This is a genomic window from Methylomonas sp. BG-2 (assembly GCF_057766305.1).
The window spans coordinates 15,817-35,043 of record NZ_JBYMAP010000009.1 but is presented as its reverse complement, the minus strand read 5'-3'; the positions used below and the strand labels follow the sequence as shown (position 1 = coordinate 35,043).

At 59.4% G+C, this 19,227-nt stretch carries 14 protein-coding genes; 6 read left to right on the top strand and 8 right to left on the bottom strand.

Features of this window, described 5'->3' with window-relative positions; translation table 11 throughout:
• Positions 1 to 307: 307 nt before the first annotated feature.
• On the bottom strand, positions 308 to 2,674 hold the full coding sequence (locus AC3B8H_RS01880; protein WP_488439918.1) for a phosphoketolase family protein: 2,367 nt from the start codon (positions 2,672 to 2,674) through the stop codon (positions 308 to 310).
• Between the two features lie 220 nt (positions 2,675 to 2,894).
• Here AC3B8H_RS01880 and AC3B8H_RS01875 point away from each other — a divergent pair, with 220 nt between their 5' ends.
• Positions 2,895 to 3,701, top strand: coding sequence for a UDP-2,3-diacylglucosamine diphosphatase (locus tag AC3B8H_RS01875; RefSeq protein WP_488439917.1), 807 nt, complete (start codon positions 2,895 to 2,897; stop codon positions 3,699 to 3,701).
• Positions 3,702 to 3,716: 15 nt separating this feature from the next.
• Here the strand turns inward: AC3B8H_RS01875 and AC3B8H_RS01870 are convergent, their stop codons facing one another.
• From AC3B8H_RS01870 to gcvH, 5 genes are all read right to left on the bottom strand, one after another.
• Positions 3,717 to 4,136, bottom strand: coding sequence for a hypothetical protein (locus AC3B8H_RS01870; RefSeq protein ID WP_488439916.1), 420 nt, complete (start codon positions 4,134 to 4,136; stop codon positions 3,717 to 3,719).
• Positions 4,133 to 4,936, bottom strand: coding sequence for a nucleoside triphosphate pyrophosphohydrolase (mazG, locus tag AC3B8H_RS01865; RefSeq protein WP_488439915.1), 804 nt, complete (start codon positions 4,934 to 4,936; stop codon positions 4,133 to 4,135). Before mazG ends, AC3B8H_RS01870 begins: the two co-directional genes overlap by 4 nt.
• Positions 4,933 to 5,865, bottom strand: a complete 933-nt coding sequence (locus AC3B8H_RS01860) for a carbohydrate kinase family protein (protein ID WP_488439914.1) — start codon at positions 5,863 to 5,865, stop codon at positions 4,933 to 4,935. The genes mazG and AC3B8H_RS01860 overlap by 4 nt, the downstream gene beginning before the upstream one ends.
• 101 nt (positions 5,866 to 5,966) lie before the next feature.
• A complete protein-coding gene (locus AC3B8H_RS01855; protein WP_426991355.1) occupies positions 5,967 to 6,326 on the bottom strand; it encodes a diacylglycerol kinase in 360 nt (119 codons plus the stop codon).
• Positions 6,327 to 6,334: 8 nt separating this feature from the next.
• Positions 6,335 to 6,718 carry a glycine cleavage system protein GcvH gene (gene gcvH, locus AC3B8H_RS01850; protein WP_488439913.1) on the bottom strand — a complete coding sequence of 128 codons (384 nt, stop codon included), beginning with the start codon at positions 6,716 to 6,718 and terminating at the stop codon, positions 6,335 to 6,337.
• 159 nt (positions 6,719 to 6,877) lie between these two features.
• Here gcvH and AC3B8H_RS01845 point away from each other — a divergent pair, with 159 nt between their 5' ends.
• Complete coding sequence (locus AC3B8H_RS01845; protein WP_488439912.1) at positions 6,878 to 7,888, top strand: permuted SH3 domain-containing protein; 1,011 nt, start codon at positions 6,878 to 6,880, stop codon at positions 7,886 to 7,888.
• 8 nt (positions 7,889 to 7,896) lie between these two features.
• On the opposite strand, the gene AC3B8H_RS01840 is transcribed toward AC3B8H_RS01845, so the two are convergent.
• Both AC3B8H_RS01840 and AC3B8H_RS01835 read right to left on the bottom strand, forming a co-directional pair.
• On the bottom strand, positions 7,897 to 8,937 hold the full coding sequence (locus AC3B8H_RS01840) for an MJ1255/VC2487 family glycosyltransferase (RefSeq protein ID WP_488439911.1): 1,041 nt from the start codon (positions 8,935 to 8,937) through the stop codon (positions 7,897 to 7,899).
• Positions 8,934 to 9,458: a phosphatase PAP2 family protein gene (locus AC3B8H_RS01835; RefSeq protein ID WP_488439910.1), complete on the bottom strand. Its 525-nt coding sequence runs from the start codon at positions 9,456 to 9,458 to the stop codon at positions 8,934 to 8,936. The genes AC3B8H_RS01840 and AC3B8H_RS01835 overlap by 4 nt, the downstream gene beginning before the upstream one ends.
• A gap of 235 nt (positions 9,459 to 9,693) precedes the next feature.
• Here AC3B8H_RS01835 and AC3B8H_RS01830 point away from each other — a divergent pair, with 235 nt between their 5' ends.
• The 4 genes from AC3B8H_RS01830 (at position 9,694) to AC3B8H_RS01815 (ending at position 19,108) form a co-directional block, all read left to right on the top strand.
• Positions 9,694 to 12,636 (top strand): EAL domain-containing protein, encoded by a 2,943-nt coding sequence (locus AC3B8H_RS01830; RefSeq protein ID WP_488439909.1) that lies wholly within the window; start codon positions 9,694 to 9,696, stop codon positions 12,634 to 12,636.
• A gap of 209 nt (positions 12,637 to 12,845) precedes the next feature.
• Positions 12,846 to 14,303: a TrkH family potassium uptake protein gene (locus AC3B8H_RS01825; protein WP_488439908.1), complete on the top strand. Its 1,458-nt coding sequence runs from the start codon at positions 12,846 to 12,848 to the stop codon at positions 14,301 to 14,303.
• An 87-nt stretch (positions 14,304 to 14,390) separates the two neighbouring features.
• Positions 14,391 to 15,317, top strand: coding sequence for a protein translocase subunit SecF (gene secF, locus AC3B8H_RS01820; RefSeq protein WP_488439907.1), 927 nt, complete (start codon positions 14,391 to 14,393; stop codon positions 15,315 to 15,317).
• Between the two features lie 110 nt (positions 15,318 to 15,427).
• Complete coding sequence (locus AC3B8H_RS01815) at positions 15,428 to 19,108, top strand: pyridine nucleotide-disulfide oxidoreductase (RefSeq protein ID WP_488439906.1); 3,681 nt, start codon at positions 15,428 to 15,430, stop codon at positions 19,106 to 19,108.
• Positions 19,109 to 19,227: the final 119 nt, after the last annotated feature.

Genomic DNA, 19,227 nt, shown 5'->3' with positions numbered 1-19,227 from the left:
CCTCCCATTGGCGGGCCATCACCACTCCTCGAATCGGCTTCACCGATGTTTGATTTGAGAAAGCGATGAGTTCGCAAACCCATACCGATGGGAAAGGAGGCGACGAAGGAGGGTGAAGACCGCGAACGCGGATCGGAACACAGTGTGATGCTGCCTTTTCGGGCGGGGAACGTCTCGGCGAAAAACGCGGAAAAATGCCGTCTTCCTCGGCAACGGCCCGGGTCGCCTCCGCCACGCCTGAAATTGTACCCTGGCCCGCCCCGCCTGCGCGGGTCGGGACCAGGGTGCGGTTAAGCCGACCTAACCATCACGGCCACAGCCAGTTGTCCGCTTCCGGCAAATCCACGCCGTTTTCGTAGGCGTAGTTGCGGCATTCGATCTGGCGATCACGGAGTTTTTCCTTGACGTGGGCGCCGGCGACTCGGAGCGCGGGGATACGGTCGATGACGTCGATGGCCAGGCTGAAGCGGTCGATTTCGTTTTGGATCGCCAATTCCAGCGGCGTGTTGATGCTACCTTTTTCCTTGTAGCCGCGCACGTGCAGGTTTTTGTGGTTGGTACGGCGGTAGGTCAGGCGGTGGATCAACCACGGGTAGCCGTGGAAGTTGAAGATCACCGGCTTGTCGACGGTAAACAGACTGTCGAAGTCCTTGTCGCTCAAGCCGTGCGGATGCTCGGCGGCCGGCGTCAGTTTGTACAGATCGACGACGTTGACGAAGCGGATTTTCAGGTCCGGGAAATGCTCGCGCAGTAGAACCACCGCCGCCAGGGCTTCCTTGGTTGGAATGTCGCCGGCGCTGGCCAGCACCGCGTCCGGCTCGCTGCCGTTGTCGTTGCTGGCCCATTCCCAGATGCCGATGCCCTTGGTGCAATGCTTGATCGCGGCATCCATGTCCAGGTATTGCAAGTGTTTTTGCTTGTCGCAGACGATGACGTTAATGTAGTTGGTGCTGTTCAGGCAATGGTTGGCGACCGACAACAGGCAATTGACGTCCGGCGGCAGGTAGATTCGGGTGATTTCCGGGCTCTTGTTGACGACGACGTCCAGAAAGCCGGGGTCCTGGTGAGTGAAACCGTTATGGTCCTGGCGCCAGACCGTGGAGGTAATCAACAGATTCAGCGACGACACCGGCGCCCGCCAGGACACCGCCTTCATCATCGCCAGCCATTTGGCGTGCTGGTTGAACATCGAATCGATGACGTGGACGAAGGCTTCGTAAGTCGAGAAAAAGCCGTGGCGGCCGGTCAGCAAATAGCCTTCCAGCCAGCCTTCCAACGTATGCTCGGACAGCATTTCCATTACTCTGCCATCCGGCGACAGTTCGCCGCCGTCGGCATCTTCCGGCAAATAGTCGGCCAACCACGTTTTCTTGCTGGCGGCGTAGATCGCATCCAGTTTGTTGGACGAGTTTTCGTCCGGGCCGAACACCCGGAAGTTATGCGGATTGTTGGCCATGATGTCGCGCAGAAACTGGCCGAGCGGCCGGGTGTTCTCGGCGGTGATCTTGCCGGGGCCGGGCAAGGCCGCCGCGTAATCCCGAAAATCCGGCATCCGCAACGCCCGCCGTAATACCCCGCCGTTGGCATGCGGCGTCGCGCTCATCCGCCGCTGGCCTTTCGGTGCCAGCGCTTTTAATTCCGGGATCAAGCCGCCGTTAGCGTCGAACAATTCCTCGGGTTTATAGCTTCTGAGCCACTGCTCCAATTGCGCCAACTGTTCCGGCTTTTCCCGGACTTCAGCCATCGGCACCTGATGGGCGCGCCAGAAGCCTTCGACTTTGCGGTTGCCGACCAATTTGGGACCGGTCCAGCCCTTGGGCGAGCGCAACACGATCATCGGCCAGCGCGGCCGCGCGACTTCGCCGCCGCCGCGAGCGTCTTGTTGAATCCGGCGGATGGCCAGCAAGCAGGTTTCCAGGGTCTCGGCCATTTTCCGGTGCATCGTCAGCGGATCGTCGCCTTCGACGAAATACGGGGTCCAGCCATAACCCTTGAACAGATCTTCCAGTTCTTGATGCGAGATGCGCGACAGCAAGGTCGGGTTGTTGATCTTGTAGCCGTTCAAATGCAGGATGGGCAGCACCGCGCCGTCGCGAGCCGGATTCAGGAATTTGTTGGAATGCCAGGAGGTCGCCAACGCGGCGGTCTCGGCTTCGCCGTCGCCGACCACCGCCGCAACCAGCAGATCCGGATTATCGTAAGCCGCGCCGAAGGCGTGGGAGATGCTGTAGCCCAGTTCGCCGCCCTCGTGAATCGAGCCCGGCGTTTCCGGCGTGCAATGGCTGCCGATGCCGCCCGGAAACGAGAATTCCTTGAAAAACTGGCGCATGCCTTCTTCGTCTTCGCCCTTGTTCGGATAGATCTCGCTGTAGGTGCCTTCCAGGTAAACCGGCGCCAACACGCCCGGCGCGCCGTGGCCGGGACCGGCGATGAACAACACGCTTTGGTCGTATTGCCTGATCAACCGATTCAAATGCACGTAGGCAAAGCTCAAGCCGGGGCTGGAACCCCAATGGCCGAGCAGACGGCGCTTGATGTGCTCGGGTCTGAGCGGCTCGCGCAGCAAGGGATTATCGCGCAGGTAAATCATCCCCGCGGCCAGGTAATTGCAGGCGCGCCAGTAAGCGTCGATCTGGCGCAGTTCGGTGTCTGACAGGTTGAATTCGGTACTCATGACTACTCCGCGGGTTCGGCTGATACGATGACGATCCGGATAAAGACGACCCTGCCGATCGCGGAGGCGATCCGGCTTGGCGCCACGCCAAAAAGCATAGCCCACTACACCGAAATCGACCGCCCAAATAACCTTAACCGAATTGTCACGCAAGCTTTACCGAGCTGTCATATAGCGGATTTATGCTGAACCCATGTCAAACTGCTATGGTGAGCGTGCCATGAAATTGCACTATCGTTCGATCTGGATTTCCGATACCCATCTCGGCACCAAGGGTTGCAAGGCCGAGTATTTACGGGACTTTCTGGACAACAGCGAATCCGACTACCTGTATCTGGTCGGCGACATCATCGATTGCTGGAAATTTCGCAGCGGCTTTTACTGGCCGGCGCTGCATAACGACATCGTGCAGCGCATCATCAAAAAAGCCAAGGCCGGCACCCGGGTCATCTACATTCCCGGCAACCACGACGAAATGTTCCGCAAGCACGCCGGCACCCATTTCAACGGCATCGACATTCAACTCAACGCGGTGCATAAGACCCAGGACGGCCGGCGTTTTCTGGTGTTGCACGGCGACGAATTCGACAGCATTGTCTGCCACAATAAAAGCTTGGCCTACATCGGCGGCGAGGCTTACGAAGTGTTGCTGTACATCAACCGCTGGTTCAACGCGATCCGCGCCCGCTTGGGCTACAAGTACTGGTCGCTGTCGGCGTATTTGAAGCACAAGGTCAAGAATATCGTCGCGTTCATGGACAACTACCAGCACATCCTCAGTCTGGAAGCCCAAAAGCGCAAGGTGGACGGCATCATCTGCGGCCACATTCACCACGCCGACATCAGCGATATGGAATTCGGCAAGACTTACGCCAATTGCGGCGACTGGGTGGAGAGCTGCACGGCATTAGTCGAGGACGCGGCCGGCCGCTTGAACATCGTGCACTGGCTGGAAGACAGCCAGCGCCTTCTTGATGCCGCGCCGCAACCGCAAACCGCCGCCGGCGGCTACGCCCAGGCGGCCTGAAGTCCGAGTCGGCGGCTAACGATGCCGTTTCTTGCCAGAGCTGGATTTAGCGGCGGTTTTTTTACCGGCTTTTTTAGACTTGCCGCGTTTTCCGGCGTGGGCTTTCACCGGTTCGGCGGTCGCGCTTTCTACTTCGGCGGCGTCCTCGGCATCGGCCGGCAAATCGGGCACCGCAATCGCATTCGTCGAAGCCGGAGCCACCTCGTTGCCGGCATCGACGGTGGATTGGTCGCAATCCGGTAGATCGTGGTCTTCCGGCGTGCAAATGACCCGGTAAACAATCCTGCGGTCGTCGGAACCGGAGGCTTCAATCGGCGCCCGCGGCACTACCGTGTCGTCCGACATGGTGCCCAGCACTTCGGCCCGGAGCGGCTGAACCGCCCAGGCGCCCAGCCACAATAGCGCGGCGGCGATAATCCCGGATTGCGGCTTCATTGAGTGGGCAAGCGGCGCTTGGCTTCGTTCCACAGCGCGTCCAGCTCGGCCAGTTCGCAATCCAGCAATTGCCGGCCGCTGGCCTTGACCTCGCGTTCGATGAAATTGAAGCGGCGGGTGAATTTGCGGGTGGCTTCGCGCAACGCGATTTCCGGATTGACTTTCAGATGGCGGGCCAGATTGACCGCCACCAGCAGCAAATCGCCGACTTCCTCGTGGATGTGGGCTTGATCGCCGGATTGCCAGGCTTCATGGACTTCTTGCAATTCTTCCCGAACCTTGTCGAACACCGGTTCGACGGCCGGCCAGTCGAAACCGTGGCTGGCGGCGCGGTTTTGAATTTTCTCGCATTGCACCAAGGCCGGCAGACTTTGGGCGACGCCGGCCAACACGCTTTCATCCGCGTCGGCCGGCCGCTTTTGGAGACGTTCCTCGGCCTTGGCGGCGTCCCAGGCTTGCTGGCGCTGTTCGTCGCTATCGAACTTGGCGTCGGCGAAAACGTGGGGATGGCGGCGCACCAGTTTGTCGCCGATCGCGCCGGCGACTTGCTCGAAATCGAACAAGCCGCGCTCTTCGGCAATTCGGGAGTGAAACACCACTTGCAGCAGCAAATCGCCGAGTTCGCCGCGCAGATCGTCGTAATCGTTGCGTTCGATCGCGTCGGCGACTTCGTAGGCTTCTTCTATCGTGTAGGGAATCAGGCTGCGAAAATCCTGCTTGACGTCCCAGGCGCACCCCGTGTCCGGATCGCGCAGCCGGGCCATCAAGGCCAGCAAGGCTTGGGTTTTAGATAAACTCAAAACGCCGATCCGAAGGTTTGTTCGTAACGGGCTTTGAATTCCGCCAGTGTGAAGGTGTGGTTTTGGGTGCCGTTGTGCTCGATCTTGATCGCGCCCAGCAACGAGGCGATCCGGCCGGTCACGTCCCAATCGTAGTCGTTCATCAGACCGAACAACAAACCGGCCCGGAAGGCGTCGCCGCAACCGGTCGGGTCCAGGACCTGCTTGGGATTGGCCGGCGGTATCTCGATGCTTTCGCCGCGCGTGTAAATTTTCGAGCCATGGCCGCCCAAGGTCACCACCAACGCATCGACCCGCTCGGCCAGCTGCTCCAGACTCAAGCCGGTACGCTGTTGCATCAACTCGGACTCGTAATCGTTGAAGGTGGCGTAATTGGCCAAATCCATCAATTTCAGCAATTCCTCGCCATTAAACATCGGCATGCCCTGGCCGGGATCGAAGATAAACGGAATCCCCAGTTCGGCGAATTGCTCGGCGTGATCCTGCATGCCTTGCTTGCCGTCCGGCGAAACGATACCGATACTGATCTCGGAAGCCAGCGGCACGCTGTTCAGGTGGGAAAAATTCATAGCGCCGGGATGGAAGGCGGTGATCTGATTGTCTTCCACGTCGGTGGTGATGTACGCCTGTCCGGTGTAATGGTCGTCCAGCACCTTGATGTAGCGGCTGGAAATACCGCATTGGCTCAGCCACTGGGCATAAGGTTCGAAATCGTGGCCGACCGTGGCCATAATCAGCGCTTCCTCGTTCAGCAGGTTCAGGTTATAGGCGATATTGCCGGCGCAACCGCCGTATTCGCGCCGCAGGGCCGGCACCAGAAACGAGACGTTCAGGATATGAAGCTTCTCGGGCAGGATGTGATTTTTGAATTGGTCGTGGAACACCATGATGGTGTCGTAGGCCATCGATCCACAGATAAGTGCGCTCATTGTTGTCCTTGTAATAACGTTTTTCGGCGGGCGCTAAGGTACCGGATGTTGGCGCCGGGTACAAGGCGAAAGATATAAGACCGGACGGGCCGGTCTTATCGTCACAACAAGATCAGGGCCCAGGTCGCGGCGGCCCAGATCAGCGACAGCATCACCGCTGCCGAGCCGATGTCCTTGGCCCGGCCGGACAACTCGTGGTGCTCGAAACCGACTCTATCGACGACGGCCTCGACCGCCGAGTTCAGCAGCTCCACCAGCAGCACCAATACCACGCTGCCGATCAGCAACGCTTTTTCGATCGGGGTATGCCCCAGCCAGATCGCCAGCGGCGTGGTCACCAGAAACAACGCGACTTCCTGGCGAAAGGCTTCTTCATGTTGCCAGGTGGCCTTGAAGCCGGCGATCGAGAAGAAGCAGGCATTCACCAAGCGCTTCAATCCTTTTGCGTTTTGATTGGCCATGCCGTTTCCTAAGCCTCGATTTGCGCGGTGTAGGCGGCGGCATCCAGCAGGCCGTCCAATTCAGAGGGATCGGCGGCCTCCACACAAAACAACCATGTGGCGTAGGGCACATCGTTGACCTGCTCCGGCGCGTCGGCCACGCTATCGTTGATCGCGACCACGGTACCGCCGACCGGGCTGTAGAGATCGGACGCGGTTTTGACCGATTCGACCACGGCGCATTGCTCGCCTTGGGCAACGGTCCGGCCGATTTCCGGCAAGCCGATGAACACGATGTCGCCCAGTTCAGACTGGGCAAAATCGGTAATGCCGACCCGCACCCGATTGGCATCCTCCAGCTTGGCCCACTCGTGGGTGGCCGCGTATTTCAAGTTTTCTGGCGTTTCACTCATGACAATATCCTGTTAAGCCCAACGGTAGCCCCACAGCATAACGGGCTATTTTTTTTACACAACAAAAAATTCAGGGTGCCGACCGCGCGCGCCCTTATAATTTCGGCGATGCGCCGGCGTCGAATCGGCCGGTTTCCCAGACACTCACTCGATCACATCATGCGCAATCTCCGTATTCCGGCCGGCCTGCTGGCCGCCTTGATCGTACCGGCCGCCGGCGCCGCTCCCGACGCCGACGATGCGGAGACCTCCCCGGCTTCGGCGCCGGCCGAAGCCGAATTGGCACTGGACCAGGCCGCCCAACGCTTGGCCGGCATCGCCAGCCGGCGCCTGGAAAGCGCCCAGCGCCGTTCCGAATTCGCGGCCTACGGTACCGTGCTGAATCCGGAGCCGCTGTTGGCCATCCGCCAGCAATTTCTGGCCTCGCAAGTCCAACAGGACAGCGCCCGCGCCAAGTTCGACGAATCGGCCCACAATCTGGCCCGCACCCGCGACCTGCATCGGCAGGACATCGTCTCCACCCGTCGTCTCCAGGAGCAACAAGCGATCTGGCAGGCCGACAAGTCCGGCCTGGCGACCAGCGGCTACCAGCAACAAGCAATCGCGGCCGCCAGCCGTCTGACCTGGGGCGCCACGCTGAGCGAGTGGTTTACCCGTCCGAATCATCCGCAAGCCGAGCAAGTGCTGGCCGGTCAGGCCCAGTTGTTGCAAATCACCTTGCCGGCGGACGCGCCCGCCGATCTTGCGGTCGGCAAGGCCCGCATTCAGGCCGACACCCAAGGTAAGGCCGAACTGAGCGCCGAAGCCATTGCCCCGGCGCCGCAAGTGGACCCGGTCAGCCAGGGCCGCCGTTACTTCATGCTATGCCGGGCCTGCCGCCTGCCCTACGGCGCGCCGCTCACCGCCCGGCTGCCCGGGCCGGAAACCGGCGTGGTGGGCGTGCGGATTCCAGCCTCGGCCGTGGTCTGGCATTTGGGGCAAGCTACGGTCTTCGTCAAATCGGCCGGCGACCGGTTCAGCGCGCGGCCGCTGCTAGATTACGCGGCGGACGGTCCGGATTATTTCGTGACCGCCGGCCTGCAAGCCGGCGAGGAAATCGTCACGACCGGCGCGCAAACCTTGTTGTCTCAGCAAGTAAAAAGCGGCGCCACCGGCGACGGCGACGATTGAGGGCGGGATCAATAACTGACCTGTAGCACGTCCACCTTTTCCCAGACCCGCTCGGTGAATTCGGCGTCCATCGCCGGCATGCCGTCCTTGAGCCAATCGACGATGATTTTGGCCACATTCGGATAGGTCACGTGCACCGCGTGCGGATGCCGCAACCACTCCTCAATCACCGCCACGTCCAGGTTATACATGGTGTGTCCGTAACCCAGTTGTTTCAGCGCGGCGGCGTTGGAGATCTGCTCCATCTGGGCATGCAAGGGCTTGGCCAATATCTTCTTACCCAATTGCAAGGATTCGCTGGCCAACTCGAAGCCGGCATTACTGATAATGCCGGCGGCGTCGTACAAATCGGCTTGAAAGCCATGCCGCGACAGCGGTTTACACTGAATATGCGGGTAGGCGCTGGCGATCGGCTCCGGCGCGTAGACGTGAAATTGATAATTGTCGAACGGACTCAGTAGCGCGATGACTTCGCCGAGGTCTTCAAACGGCAAATACACCAGTATCTTGTTGGCCTGCACACTTTGCGGAAACGCCGGGGTTTCGATGATGGGCGGCAAGATCGGCTGGCCGAAATGATGCCAATGCAGGCCGACGCCGATGTCCGCCGGCGCGAAGTATTTCATCACTTGCTCGGCGATGGGGTCGCCGCCGGCCCTTGGAATCTTGTGGCCAAAGGCGTACTGGTGGCCTATCCCCAACACCGGCTTGCGCTGGCGTTTGGCGGCCCAGGCCGTCACCGGCTCGAAGTCGCTGATCACCAGATCGTAACCGCTCAAGTCCAAGCTGCCGATGTCCTTGACAAAGCGGATCGGCTTGGCTTGCAACGCGGTTTTGACGTAACTGACTTGACCCTTGTGCGTGTTGAAGGTCAAGCCGTCTTTCAGCTGGTAACCGTTGAACACGTCCATGTCGAAATACTTGTCCGCCGGCCGGCCGCTGAATTGAAAAGTCACCTCGAAACCGGCCGCGTAAAGTTCCTTGGCCATCACTCTGGCGCGGGTGATATGACCGTTACCGGTCCCCTGCACCCCGTAAAATATTTTCATAATAAGATCTGATTGAAGCTAAAAATCGCGATGGCGACGCCCAGCAAAGCGCCCATCAACGTATCGGTCGGGAAATGCACGCCCAACACCACCCGCGAGAACCCCACCGACGCCGCCCACAGGTACAGCAACGGCATCAGCGCCGGCAGGAAATTACCGAGCAGCGTGGCGACCATGAAGGCCGCCGAGGTATGGCCGGACGGAAAACTAAACTGGTCGGACGGCGTGATCGTGCTGCGAAAATCGCGCAACGCCTGCTGCGGCCGGTTGCGTTTGAAGCCGTTTTTGAGCAACCAATAAATCGGACGCTCCAGCAAAAAGGCCAGCAAAAGGGCTTGCAACAACACGTCGTGACCGCCCTGATCCCAGTACAAGCCGGCCGCCAGCAACACATACAGCAAGCCGTCGCCGGTCTTGGAGATCGACCGGCAAACACCGACCAAATTGGCGTGCGCACCGACTCCGTTCAGCCAGGTAAATAACGAAACGTCGTATTTGTGTATCGAATAAATCAGCTTCATGGCCTTCCCCCTCAGCTTTGCCGCGCGCGTCGACCGCGACCGCCACACGGCGTTGGAAACCCGTTTTTCCTGTTGTATCTGGTCCTGTATGTGACGGACGCCAGCTTAAAGCGGCTGTATGACAGCGGAATGAAGGTTTGTTTAAGGTTGTGTGACAACCCGATCCGGCGCGGAAGGTTTAAAATAGCGCCGGGCTCGGCCGGGCCTGACACCGCGGAGAGCCCACGAGATTAGGATGAACCGAAAAACCATTGCCGAATTGATGACCAGGGAGGTCGTGCAAGTCCCACCCGAGACGGCGCTAGCCGATTGCGCCGACCTGATGGCGCGGCGGCGCATCAGTTCGCTGATCGTCGGCGAACGGCAAATGCCGCTCGGTATCGTCACCGAACGCGACATGGTCAAATTGCTCGGCAACGGCACCGACCTGACGTTGCCGGTCGGCGATTTCATGGCGGCTCCGCTGATTACCGCACCGGCCGACACCGATTTCCGGGATGCGGTTCATCTGTTGATCCAGCACGCGATTCGCCATCTGGCGGTCGTCGACGGCGACGGCCGGCTCACCGGCATCGTCACCGAAACCGATTTCCGCCGACATAGCGGCATCGAGGAATTCGTCGGACTGCGCACGATCGCCAGCATCATGGACACCAACGTGTTATCGCTGCGCCGCACCGCGACGGTTGGCGACGCGGCGATTCGGATGCATGCCTGCCGCGCCAGTTGCGCAATCATTGTCGACGGCATCAAGCCGGTCGGGATCTTGACCGAACGCGACATGGTTCGTCTCTACCGCCGCCAAGCCGCCGACATGCTGGTCGGCGACGCGATGACCAGCCCGGTGCTCAGCGTACCGCCCGAGCACTTAGTCATCGACGCGGTGCAACTGATGCAGAATCGCGGCGTCCGGCACTTAGTCGTTGTCGACGGCCGCGGCGATATGCTGGCCACCGTCGGCGAGCACGACGTGGTCAAGCACACCGAAGGTCAGTACGTCGACCTGCTCAACCAAATCATTCACGAACAACTGGACGAATTGCGCCAGCACCAGGCGAAGATTGCCGAGCTGACCTATCAGGCGGCGCTGCTGGCCAGCGAAAACCGGGTTCTGGAAAAACAACGCAAGCTCGATGCGATCATCGAAAACGCATTGGACGCCATCGTGCTGATGGATGACACCGGCGCCATCAGCGGCTGGAACCGCCAAGCCGAAATTCTGTTCGGATGGCCACGCGAGCAAGCGCTGGGCCGCAAATTAGTGGAAACCATCGTGCCGCCAAGTCACCGGCAGCGACATCGCCAAGGCGTGAGCCATTTTCACGCATCCGGCGCCAATCGCTTGAACAAGCGTGTCGAAACCCTGGCGATCGACAGGCAGGGCCGGCATTTTCCGGTGGAGTTGTCCGTCACGGTGGCCGAAACCGCGCAGGGCAAGGAATTTGCCGCCTTCATACGCGACATTTCCGAACGCAAGCGCAACGAGGAGGAAATGCGGGTGGCGTCGCTGATCTATCAAAACAGCGGCGAAGCGATGATGGTGACCGATGCGAATGGAGCCATCCTGAACATCAACCCGGCCTTCACCGAATTGACCGGCTATCGGCTGGACGAAGTGGTCGGCAAAATACCCCGCATGCTCAAATCCGGCCACCACGATGCCGACTTTTACCAGGAAATGTGGCATCGTTTGAACACCGTCGGAGCCTGGCAAGGCGAAATCTGGAATAAACGCAAAAACGGCGAGATCTTTGCCGAATGGCTGACCATCAATACGATTTTCGACGAAACCGGCGCGCCGCGGCGTCGCGTCGCGCTGTTCTCGGACATCACCGAACAGAAGCGCGCCGAGGAACTGATCTGGACCCAGGCCAATTTCGATCCGCTGACCGGCCTGCCCAACCGCCGAATGTTTCATGAACACCTCAGCCAAGCCGTCAAGAAATCGCAGCGCAGCGGTATTCCGCTGGCGTTGATGTTTATCGATCTGGACCACTTCAAGGAGGTCAACGATACCCTGGGCCACGACATCGGCGATAAATTGCTTCAGGAAGCCGCCCGCCGCCTGAGCGGCAGCGTGCGCGCCACCGACACGGTCGCGCGCTTGGGAGGCGACGAGTTTACCGTGATTCTTGAAGACATCGAGTCACCGAGCGCTACCTCGCGCATCGCCGAACATATCCTGGAAAAACTGGCGACCAGTTTTCATTTGGAAGGCGAGGTTTTTTACATTTCGGCCAGCATCGGCATCACCTTTTATCCGGACGACGCCGAGGCGCTCGACGACTTGCGCAAGAACGCGGATCAAGCCATGTACGATGCCAAGCACCAGGGCCGCAATCGCTACAGCTACTTTACCGCCGACATGCGCGAGGTGGCACTGAACCGGCTGACCATCGTCAACGGCCTGCGCCAGGCCCTGACCAACGCCGAATTCAGACTGCACTACCAACCCATCGTCGACCTGAGCGACGGCTCGGTTCACAAGGCGGAGGCGCTGATCCGTTGGCAACATCCGCAGCGCGGACTGATCGGCCCGGATGTTTTCATCGCGCTGGCCGAGGAACAAGGCTTGATCCTGGATATCGGCGACTGGGTTTTCCGCAGCGCGATCCGGCAAGTCGGCGAATGGCGGAAACGTTTTAGTCCCGACTTCCAAATCAGCGTCAACAAATCGCCGGTGCAGTTCCAGACCGATCAAACCTTTTACAAGAACTGGCTGCAAATTCTGCGCGATGCCGATTTGCCGGGCGACAGCGTCACGATCGAAATCACCGAGAGCCTGACCTTGGGCGGCAAACCCATCGTCGCCGAAAAGCTGCAGCTGTTTCGCGACGCCGGCATCCAGGTGGCGATTGACGACTTCGGCACCGGCTACTCGTCGCTCGCCTATCTGAAGCGCTACGACATCGATTTCCTGAAAATCGACCGCAGCTTCGTCCGCAACCTGGACAGCAATGCGAACGACCGCGTGTTATGCGCGGCGATGATCGCGATGGCGCACACGCTAGGCATGCGGGTCATCGCCGAAGGCGTCGAAACCGAGCGGCAGCGCGACTTGCTGGCCGCGGCCGGCTGCGACTACGCTCAAGGCTACTGGTATACCGCGCCGTTGCCGGCGGATCAGTTCGAGCGATGGTTGCTCGATACCGGTCGCCGCGCAAGCCATTCAAAGTGAAAAGACAGCGACTTTTGAACGATTTCAACCCTGGCCGACGCCGGCCGGCAATTTCCCGCGCGGTGGACAGCGCGGCGTTCGCGGCGATTGAATTTTTAGCCGCGCGCCAGGTTTGCTACAATTCGCGGTCGCGCCCGGCGCCGCGCAAGACCTAGAGCACCCGGCAACCCATTATCGATCCGTTCCCATTCCGGCAACCTCGGGGCACTATGCAACGTTTTTGTACATTAGGATTCGTACTCGGCCTGATATTGATGGTCTTCGGCCTGACTTACGCACTGCCCATCGCCACCTCGCTCTACTTCGACGACGGCATGGCCGATCATTTCGTACGCGGCATGTCGTTGAACATCGGCCTCGGCAGCGTGCTGGCCGGTCTGACGATGCGCTTTCGCGGCGACATCAAAACCCGTGACGGTTATCTGCTGGTCGCCTCGTTCTGGATATTGATGTCGGCGGCGGCCACACTCCCGTTACTCTGGGGCATCCCCGGCCTGTCGTTTACCGACGCCTTCTTCGAAACGGTTTCCGGCTTTACAACCACCGGCGCCACGGTGCTGGTCGGCCTGGACGTGCTGGCACCGTCGCTGAATCTGTGGCGGCACGAAATGGTCTGGATCGGCGGCCTCGGTATCATCGTGCTGGCGGTGGCGATTTTGCCGCTGTTGGGTATCGGCGGCATGCAGCTCTATAAGGCCGAAATTGCCGGCCCGATCAAGGACAGCAAAATCACACCCCGCATCACCGAAACCGCCCGCCTGCTGTGGCTGGTCTACGCCGGCATCACGCTGGCCTGCATTGTCGCACTCAAAATAGCCGGAATGGGTTGGTTCGACGCCATTTGCCATGCCTTCGCGACGATGGGCCTGGGCGGTTTCTCCACCCACGACGCCAGTGTCGGCTATTACGACTCGCCGGCCATCGAACTGGTCTTGATCCTGTTCATGCTGATTTCGGCGATGAACTTCGCGCTGCACTATCAGGCCGCACACCTGCGAAGCCTGAGCCCCTACAAGCAGGATGCCGAAGTGTTGCCGATGTTGGCCGTGGTCGCGTTTAGCATCTGGCTGTGCAGTTGGTACATTTGGGATAACGGGGTGTATGCCGATTTTTTCGAAAGCTTGCGGCACGTGGCGTTCAACTTGGTATCGATCGCGACCGACTGCGGATTCGCCAGCGTCGACTACGATAAATGGCCGCCGTTCGTGCCTTGGTGGATGCTGTACTTGAGCTGCGTCACCTGCTGCACCGGCTCGACCGGCGGCGGCATCAAAATGTTTCGCACACTGCTGCTTTGGAAGCAGGCCAGCCGGGAAATGTTCAGCATTCTGCACCCCAGAGCCATTAATCCGATCCGGATCGGTGACATGCCGATACCCAACAAGATCATTTTCGCGGTGCTGGCCTTTATCTTTATGTACTTCATCTCGGTGGTGGTGCTGACTTTCTCGCTGATTTTTTCAGGGCTGGATGCGATCTCGGCGCTCAGCGCAATCCTGGCGTGCATCAATAATGCCGGCCCCGGCCTGAACCAAGTCGGCCCGGCCACCAACTACCAGAGTCTCGGCGATTTTCAAACCTGGATTTGCTCGCTGGCCATGCTGCTCGGACGTTTGGAAATTATCACGCTGATCGTGCTTTTTACTCCCACTTTCTGGAGAAAATAGTACAATTCCCAGCCTTATCGCCCGCGGGCACCGTTGCCGTCCGGCACCGGTGCCCGCCACCCACATCAAATTATCGGAAACCTAGTCATGACCGCCGAACGCCATATCGACTTCCTCAGCAAGCGCAAGCTGGCTTATTTCTTCTCCGGCACCCTATTCCTGATCTCGCTGATTTCGTTTTTCGTCAAGGGCCTGGACTTGGGCATCGATTTCACCGGCGGCAGCGTTTACGAAATGCATTACAACCAATCGGTGGACATCGACAAAATGCGTTCAACCTTGGAACAACAAGGCTTCGCCGATGCCAACCTGCAAAACTTCGGCAGCTCGCAAGACGTTTTGATCCGCCTGAAGCCGATCGAAAACATTAGCCAAAAGGAACTCAGCGAGAAAGTCCTGTCCGTCGCCAACAGCAGCCAAACCCAGGCCGGCGAGCTGCGCCGCGTTGAATTCGTCGGCCCGCAAGTTGGCGACGAATTGATCAACGACGGCGGTTTGGCGCTGTTCTTCGCCTTCGTCGGCGTCATGGTCTACGTCAGCATTCGCTTCGAATGGAAGCTGTCGGTCGGCGCGATCGCCGCGCTGTTCCACGATACCATCATTACGATGGGCTTTTTCTCGGTGTTCGGCTGGGAATTCGACATGACCGTGCTATCGGCGATTCTGGCGCTGATCGGTTACTCGATCAACGATACCATCGTCGTCTACGACCGGATTCGCGAAACCGTCCGCACCAGTCGCCGCGAACCGATCGCCGACATCACCAACCGGGCCTTGAACGATACCTTGAGCCGTACCATCCTGACCTCGCTGACGGTATTCCTGACCCTGTTGGCCTTAGCCTTCCTGGGCGGAAAAACCATACACGGCTTCGCGATCGCGATGTTGATCGGCGTCATCAAAGGCACTTACTCTTCGATTTACATTGCCAGCTCGTTGGCGTTGAGCCTGGGATTGACTCGGGAAGATCTGATGCCGCCCGAAAAAGATGAAGCGGTCGATCAGCTGCCGTAAACCATTCCACGCACGGAACGCCCCTGGGCGTTCCGTATCGCAACCGTGACGACGGCTGCCATGTCAGACCCCGATTTTCCACTTCAAGCGAACTATCACGGAAACACTTGATGACCAAACAGTTAAACACCCGCGACCTGACTCAACTCACCTTAGGCATCCCCGGTTTTGAGTATCAAGACCTTTACGATAGCCGGCGCCTGAACGACCTGATGACCGTGTTCGACCAGTCGGTCGAGCAGCACGACCCGGACTTGTTCAAGGAAGTCGCGGCTTACCGCGCCCACGGCGGAGCGGGCATGAAGCCGGAGGAAATCTCGGAACTGCTGGTTAAACTGGCGCCGTTCGTCGGCACATTCGTCGCGAAATTGTTCAACGTCGGCGATGTGCGCGAGCAACAAATCGACAAGATTCGCGGCGAGTTCGACAGCGTGTTCACCTACCGCACCGAAATCGTCGGCAATTTGGCCAAGCTGTTTAAGGGCCAGACTATCGAAGGCTGGGACATCGCCGAACTCGGCGCGCAATTGGATGCCCTGCTGGCGGCAACCGGCAAAGCCGAGCTCCATGCCGCCGATCCGGAACTGGCCGTCAGCCAGCTGGGCGCCGACCTATGGCGTTTAACTCAAAATGCCGAACTTAGCGATGCCGACATTAGCGAATTGAAACAACACGTCGCCGATTCGCCGATATTAAGCAAAGCCGTCATCAGCGACGGTCCGGCCGCCTTCGCCGCCGCGCTGCTGGACATCGTCCGCCGCTGGAGCTTCGCGGCCAAGCAGGCACCGGAACTGCAAGCCATCGTCGAAAAATGGTTGAGCTTCAAGATTGCCGAAAAAACCGATCTGGATAACCTGGTGGCGCACGACAGCGTCGCGCAAGACGGCTACAACGTTTGGGCCTGCGACGACCACCATCACCGCCGCCGCGACGGCTTTGCATTGACCGACAAACGCTTCAAGCAGCGCCAGGCCCTGTACGAAATCGACCACTGCATTTACTGCCACGACCGCGACAACGACTCCTGCTCGAAAGGCATCAAGAACAAAAAAGACGGCACTTTCAAGGCCAACCACTTGGGCTCGTTAATGACCGGCTGCCCTTTGGAGGAAAAAATCTCCGAGATGCACGTGGTCAAGCGCCAGGGCGACAACATTGGCGCGTTGGCATTGATCATCATCGACAATCCGATGTGCCCCGGCACCGGCCACCGGATTTGCAACGACTGCATGCGCGGCTGCATCTATCAAAAAACCGAAGCCGTCAACATTCCGCAAATCGAAACCAACGTGTTGACCGACGTGTTGTTCATGCCCTGGGGTTTTGAGATTTACAGCCTGTTGACCCGCTGGAACCCGCTCAACGTCAAGCGTCCGGTCGCCCTGCCCTACAACGGCAAAAACGTGCTGGTCGCCGGCATGGGGCCGGCCGGCTATACGCTGTCGCATTATTTATTGAACGAAGGTTTCGGCGTGGTCGGTATCGACGCGTTGAAAATCGAACCGCTGCCCTTGCACCTGACCGGCGACCGCGACCATCCGCCGTTGCCGATCATTGATTTCCAGGCGCTTTATGAAGACCTGGACAAACGGGTGATGCTCGGCTTCGGTGGCGTCGCCGAATACGGCATTACCGTGCGCTGGGACAAGAACTTCCTGAAAGTGATCTACCTGACCCTGCTGCGCCGCAACGCCTTCAAATGTTACGGCGGCGTGCGTTTCGGCGGCACCGTCACCATCGACGAGGCTTGGGCTTTGGGCTTCGACCACATTGCCATCGCCAGCGGCGCCGGCAAGCCGACCATCATCGACCTTAAAAACAACATGACCCGCGGCATCCGCAAGGCCTCGGACTTTTTGATGGGCTTGCAATTGACCGGCGCGGCCAAGGAATCTTCGTTGGCCAACCTGCAGGTCAGACTGCCGGCCGGCGTGATCGGCGGCGGATTGACCGCGATCGATACCGCGACCGAATTGCTCGCGTACTACCCATTGCAAGTCAGCAAGATCACCAAGCGCTACGACAAATTGGTCGCCAAATACGGCGAAGCCGAAGTGCGCGGCCGCTACGACAAAGAAGAACTGGAAATCCTGGAAGAATTCCTGGCCCACGGCCGGGTGATCGAAGCCGAACGCGCCCGCGCTGCGGCGGCTGGCGAGACGCCTAATTTCCTGCCCTTCCTGAAGCAATGGGGCGGCGTGACGATGTTCTACCGCAAAGGCATCAAGGATTCGCCGGCCTACCGCCAAAACCACGAAGAAATCCACGAAGCGCTATCGGAAGGCATTTATCTGGCCGAAGGCATGAGTCCATTGGAAGCGATCAACGACGACTTCGGCCATCTAAAAGCCGTGCGTTTCGAAAAACTGGAATTGCAAGAAGGTAAATGGCGCACCGTCGGCGAGCGGGAAGTGGCCTTGCGCGGCCTGTTCATCGCCGCCGGCACCGCGCCGAACACGATCTACCAATCCGAGCACCCGCGTACTTTCGCGATGGAAGGCAAGTTTTACAAACGCCACGAACCCGACTGGCTGGACGGCAAGGCGCAATTGGTGCCGATGGCCGACGAGGCGCAAGTCAAGGTCGGCAAGCCGGCGCCGTTTACGTCGTATCAAAGCGAAGGCCGCTACATCAGCTTCTACGGCGATAACCATCCGGTGTATGCCGGCAACGTCGTCAAAGCGATGGCCAGCGCCAAGGACGGCTATCCCTATATCGTCAAGTTGTTTGCCGACGACATCGCCAAGCTGGATGCCGGCAAACAAGGCGAACGCGACGCGGCCTGGCGAGCGATGCAAGACAAGTTGGACGCGTTGTTCCTGGCCCACGTCGTTGAAGTCAACCGCCTGACCCCGACCATCATCGAAGTGGTCATCAAGGCGCCGGCGGCGGCGAAAAACTTCGAACCCGGCCAGTTCTACCGAGTGCAGAACTACGAATCCTTGGCACCGGTGGTCGAAGGCACCGCCCTGGCCGCCGAGGGCCTAGCCTTGACCGGCGCCTGGGTTGACAAGGACAAAGGCCTGGTATCCTTGATTGCATTGGAAATGGGCAGCTCCAGCCGTCTGTGCGCGACCTGGAAGCCCGGCGATCCGCTGGTATTGATGGGGGTGACCGGCGCGCCGACCGAGATTCCGACCGGCAAGACCGTGTTGCTGCTCGGCGGCGGTTTGGGCAATGCCGTGCTGTTCTCGATCGGCAAGGCGATGCGGGCCGCCGGCAATAAAGTCTTGTACTTCGCCGGTTACCGCAACCGCGTCGATTTGTTCAAGGTGCCGGAAATCGAGGAAGCTTCCGACGTGATCGTCTGGGCGGTGGACAAGTTGCCGGGCAACGAAGCGATTCCGGTCACCCGGCCACAGGACAAAACCTTCGTCGGCAACATTGTCGAAGCGATGATTGCTTACGCGGAGGGCCAGCTAGGCGACACCGCGTTGAAATTGCAGGACGTCGAGCATCTGATTGTGATCGGTTCCGACCGGATGATGGCGGCCGTAAAAGCCGCGCGTTTCGGCGTGTTGAAGCCTTATCTGAAAGAAGGCCACGAAGCGGTTGGATCGATCAATTCGCCGATGCAATGTATGATGAAAGGCGTTTGCGCGCAGTGCATGTGCAAACACGTCGATCCGGAAACCGGCGAGGAAAGCTTTATGTATTCCTGCTACAACCAGGACCAAGCGCTGGATTACGTCGACTTTCCGAACCTGAATGCCCGCTTGCGGCAAAACACGGTGCAGGAGAAATTGTCGTCGTTGTGGCTGACCTATTTGCTGGAAAGCGAACGCGGCTAGGGCCAATCCAGCTCGGTCCGGCCGCCTTCCGGGCGCGGAAGGCGGCCCCGCTTGCGGGGCGCCGCGAACGTCAAAACGTCGCGCCGGACACCTCGCCAATAGCCTTTGAAATTGGAGTT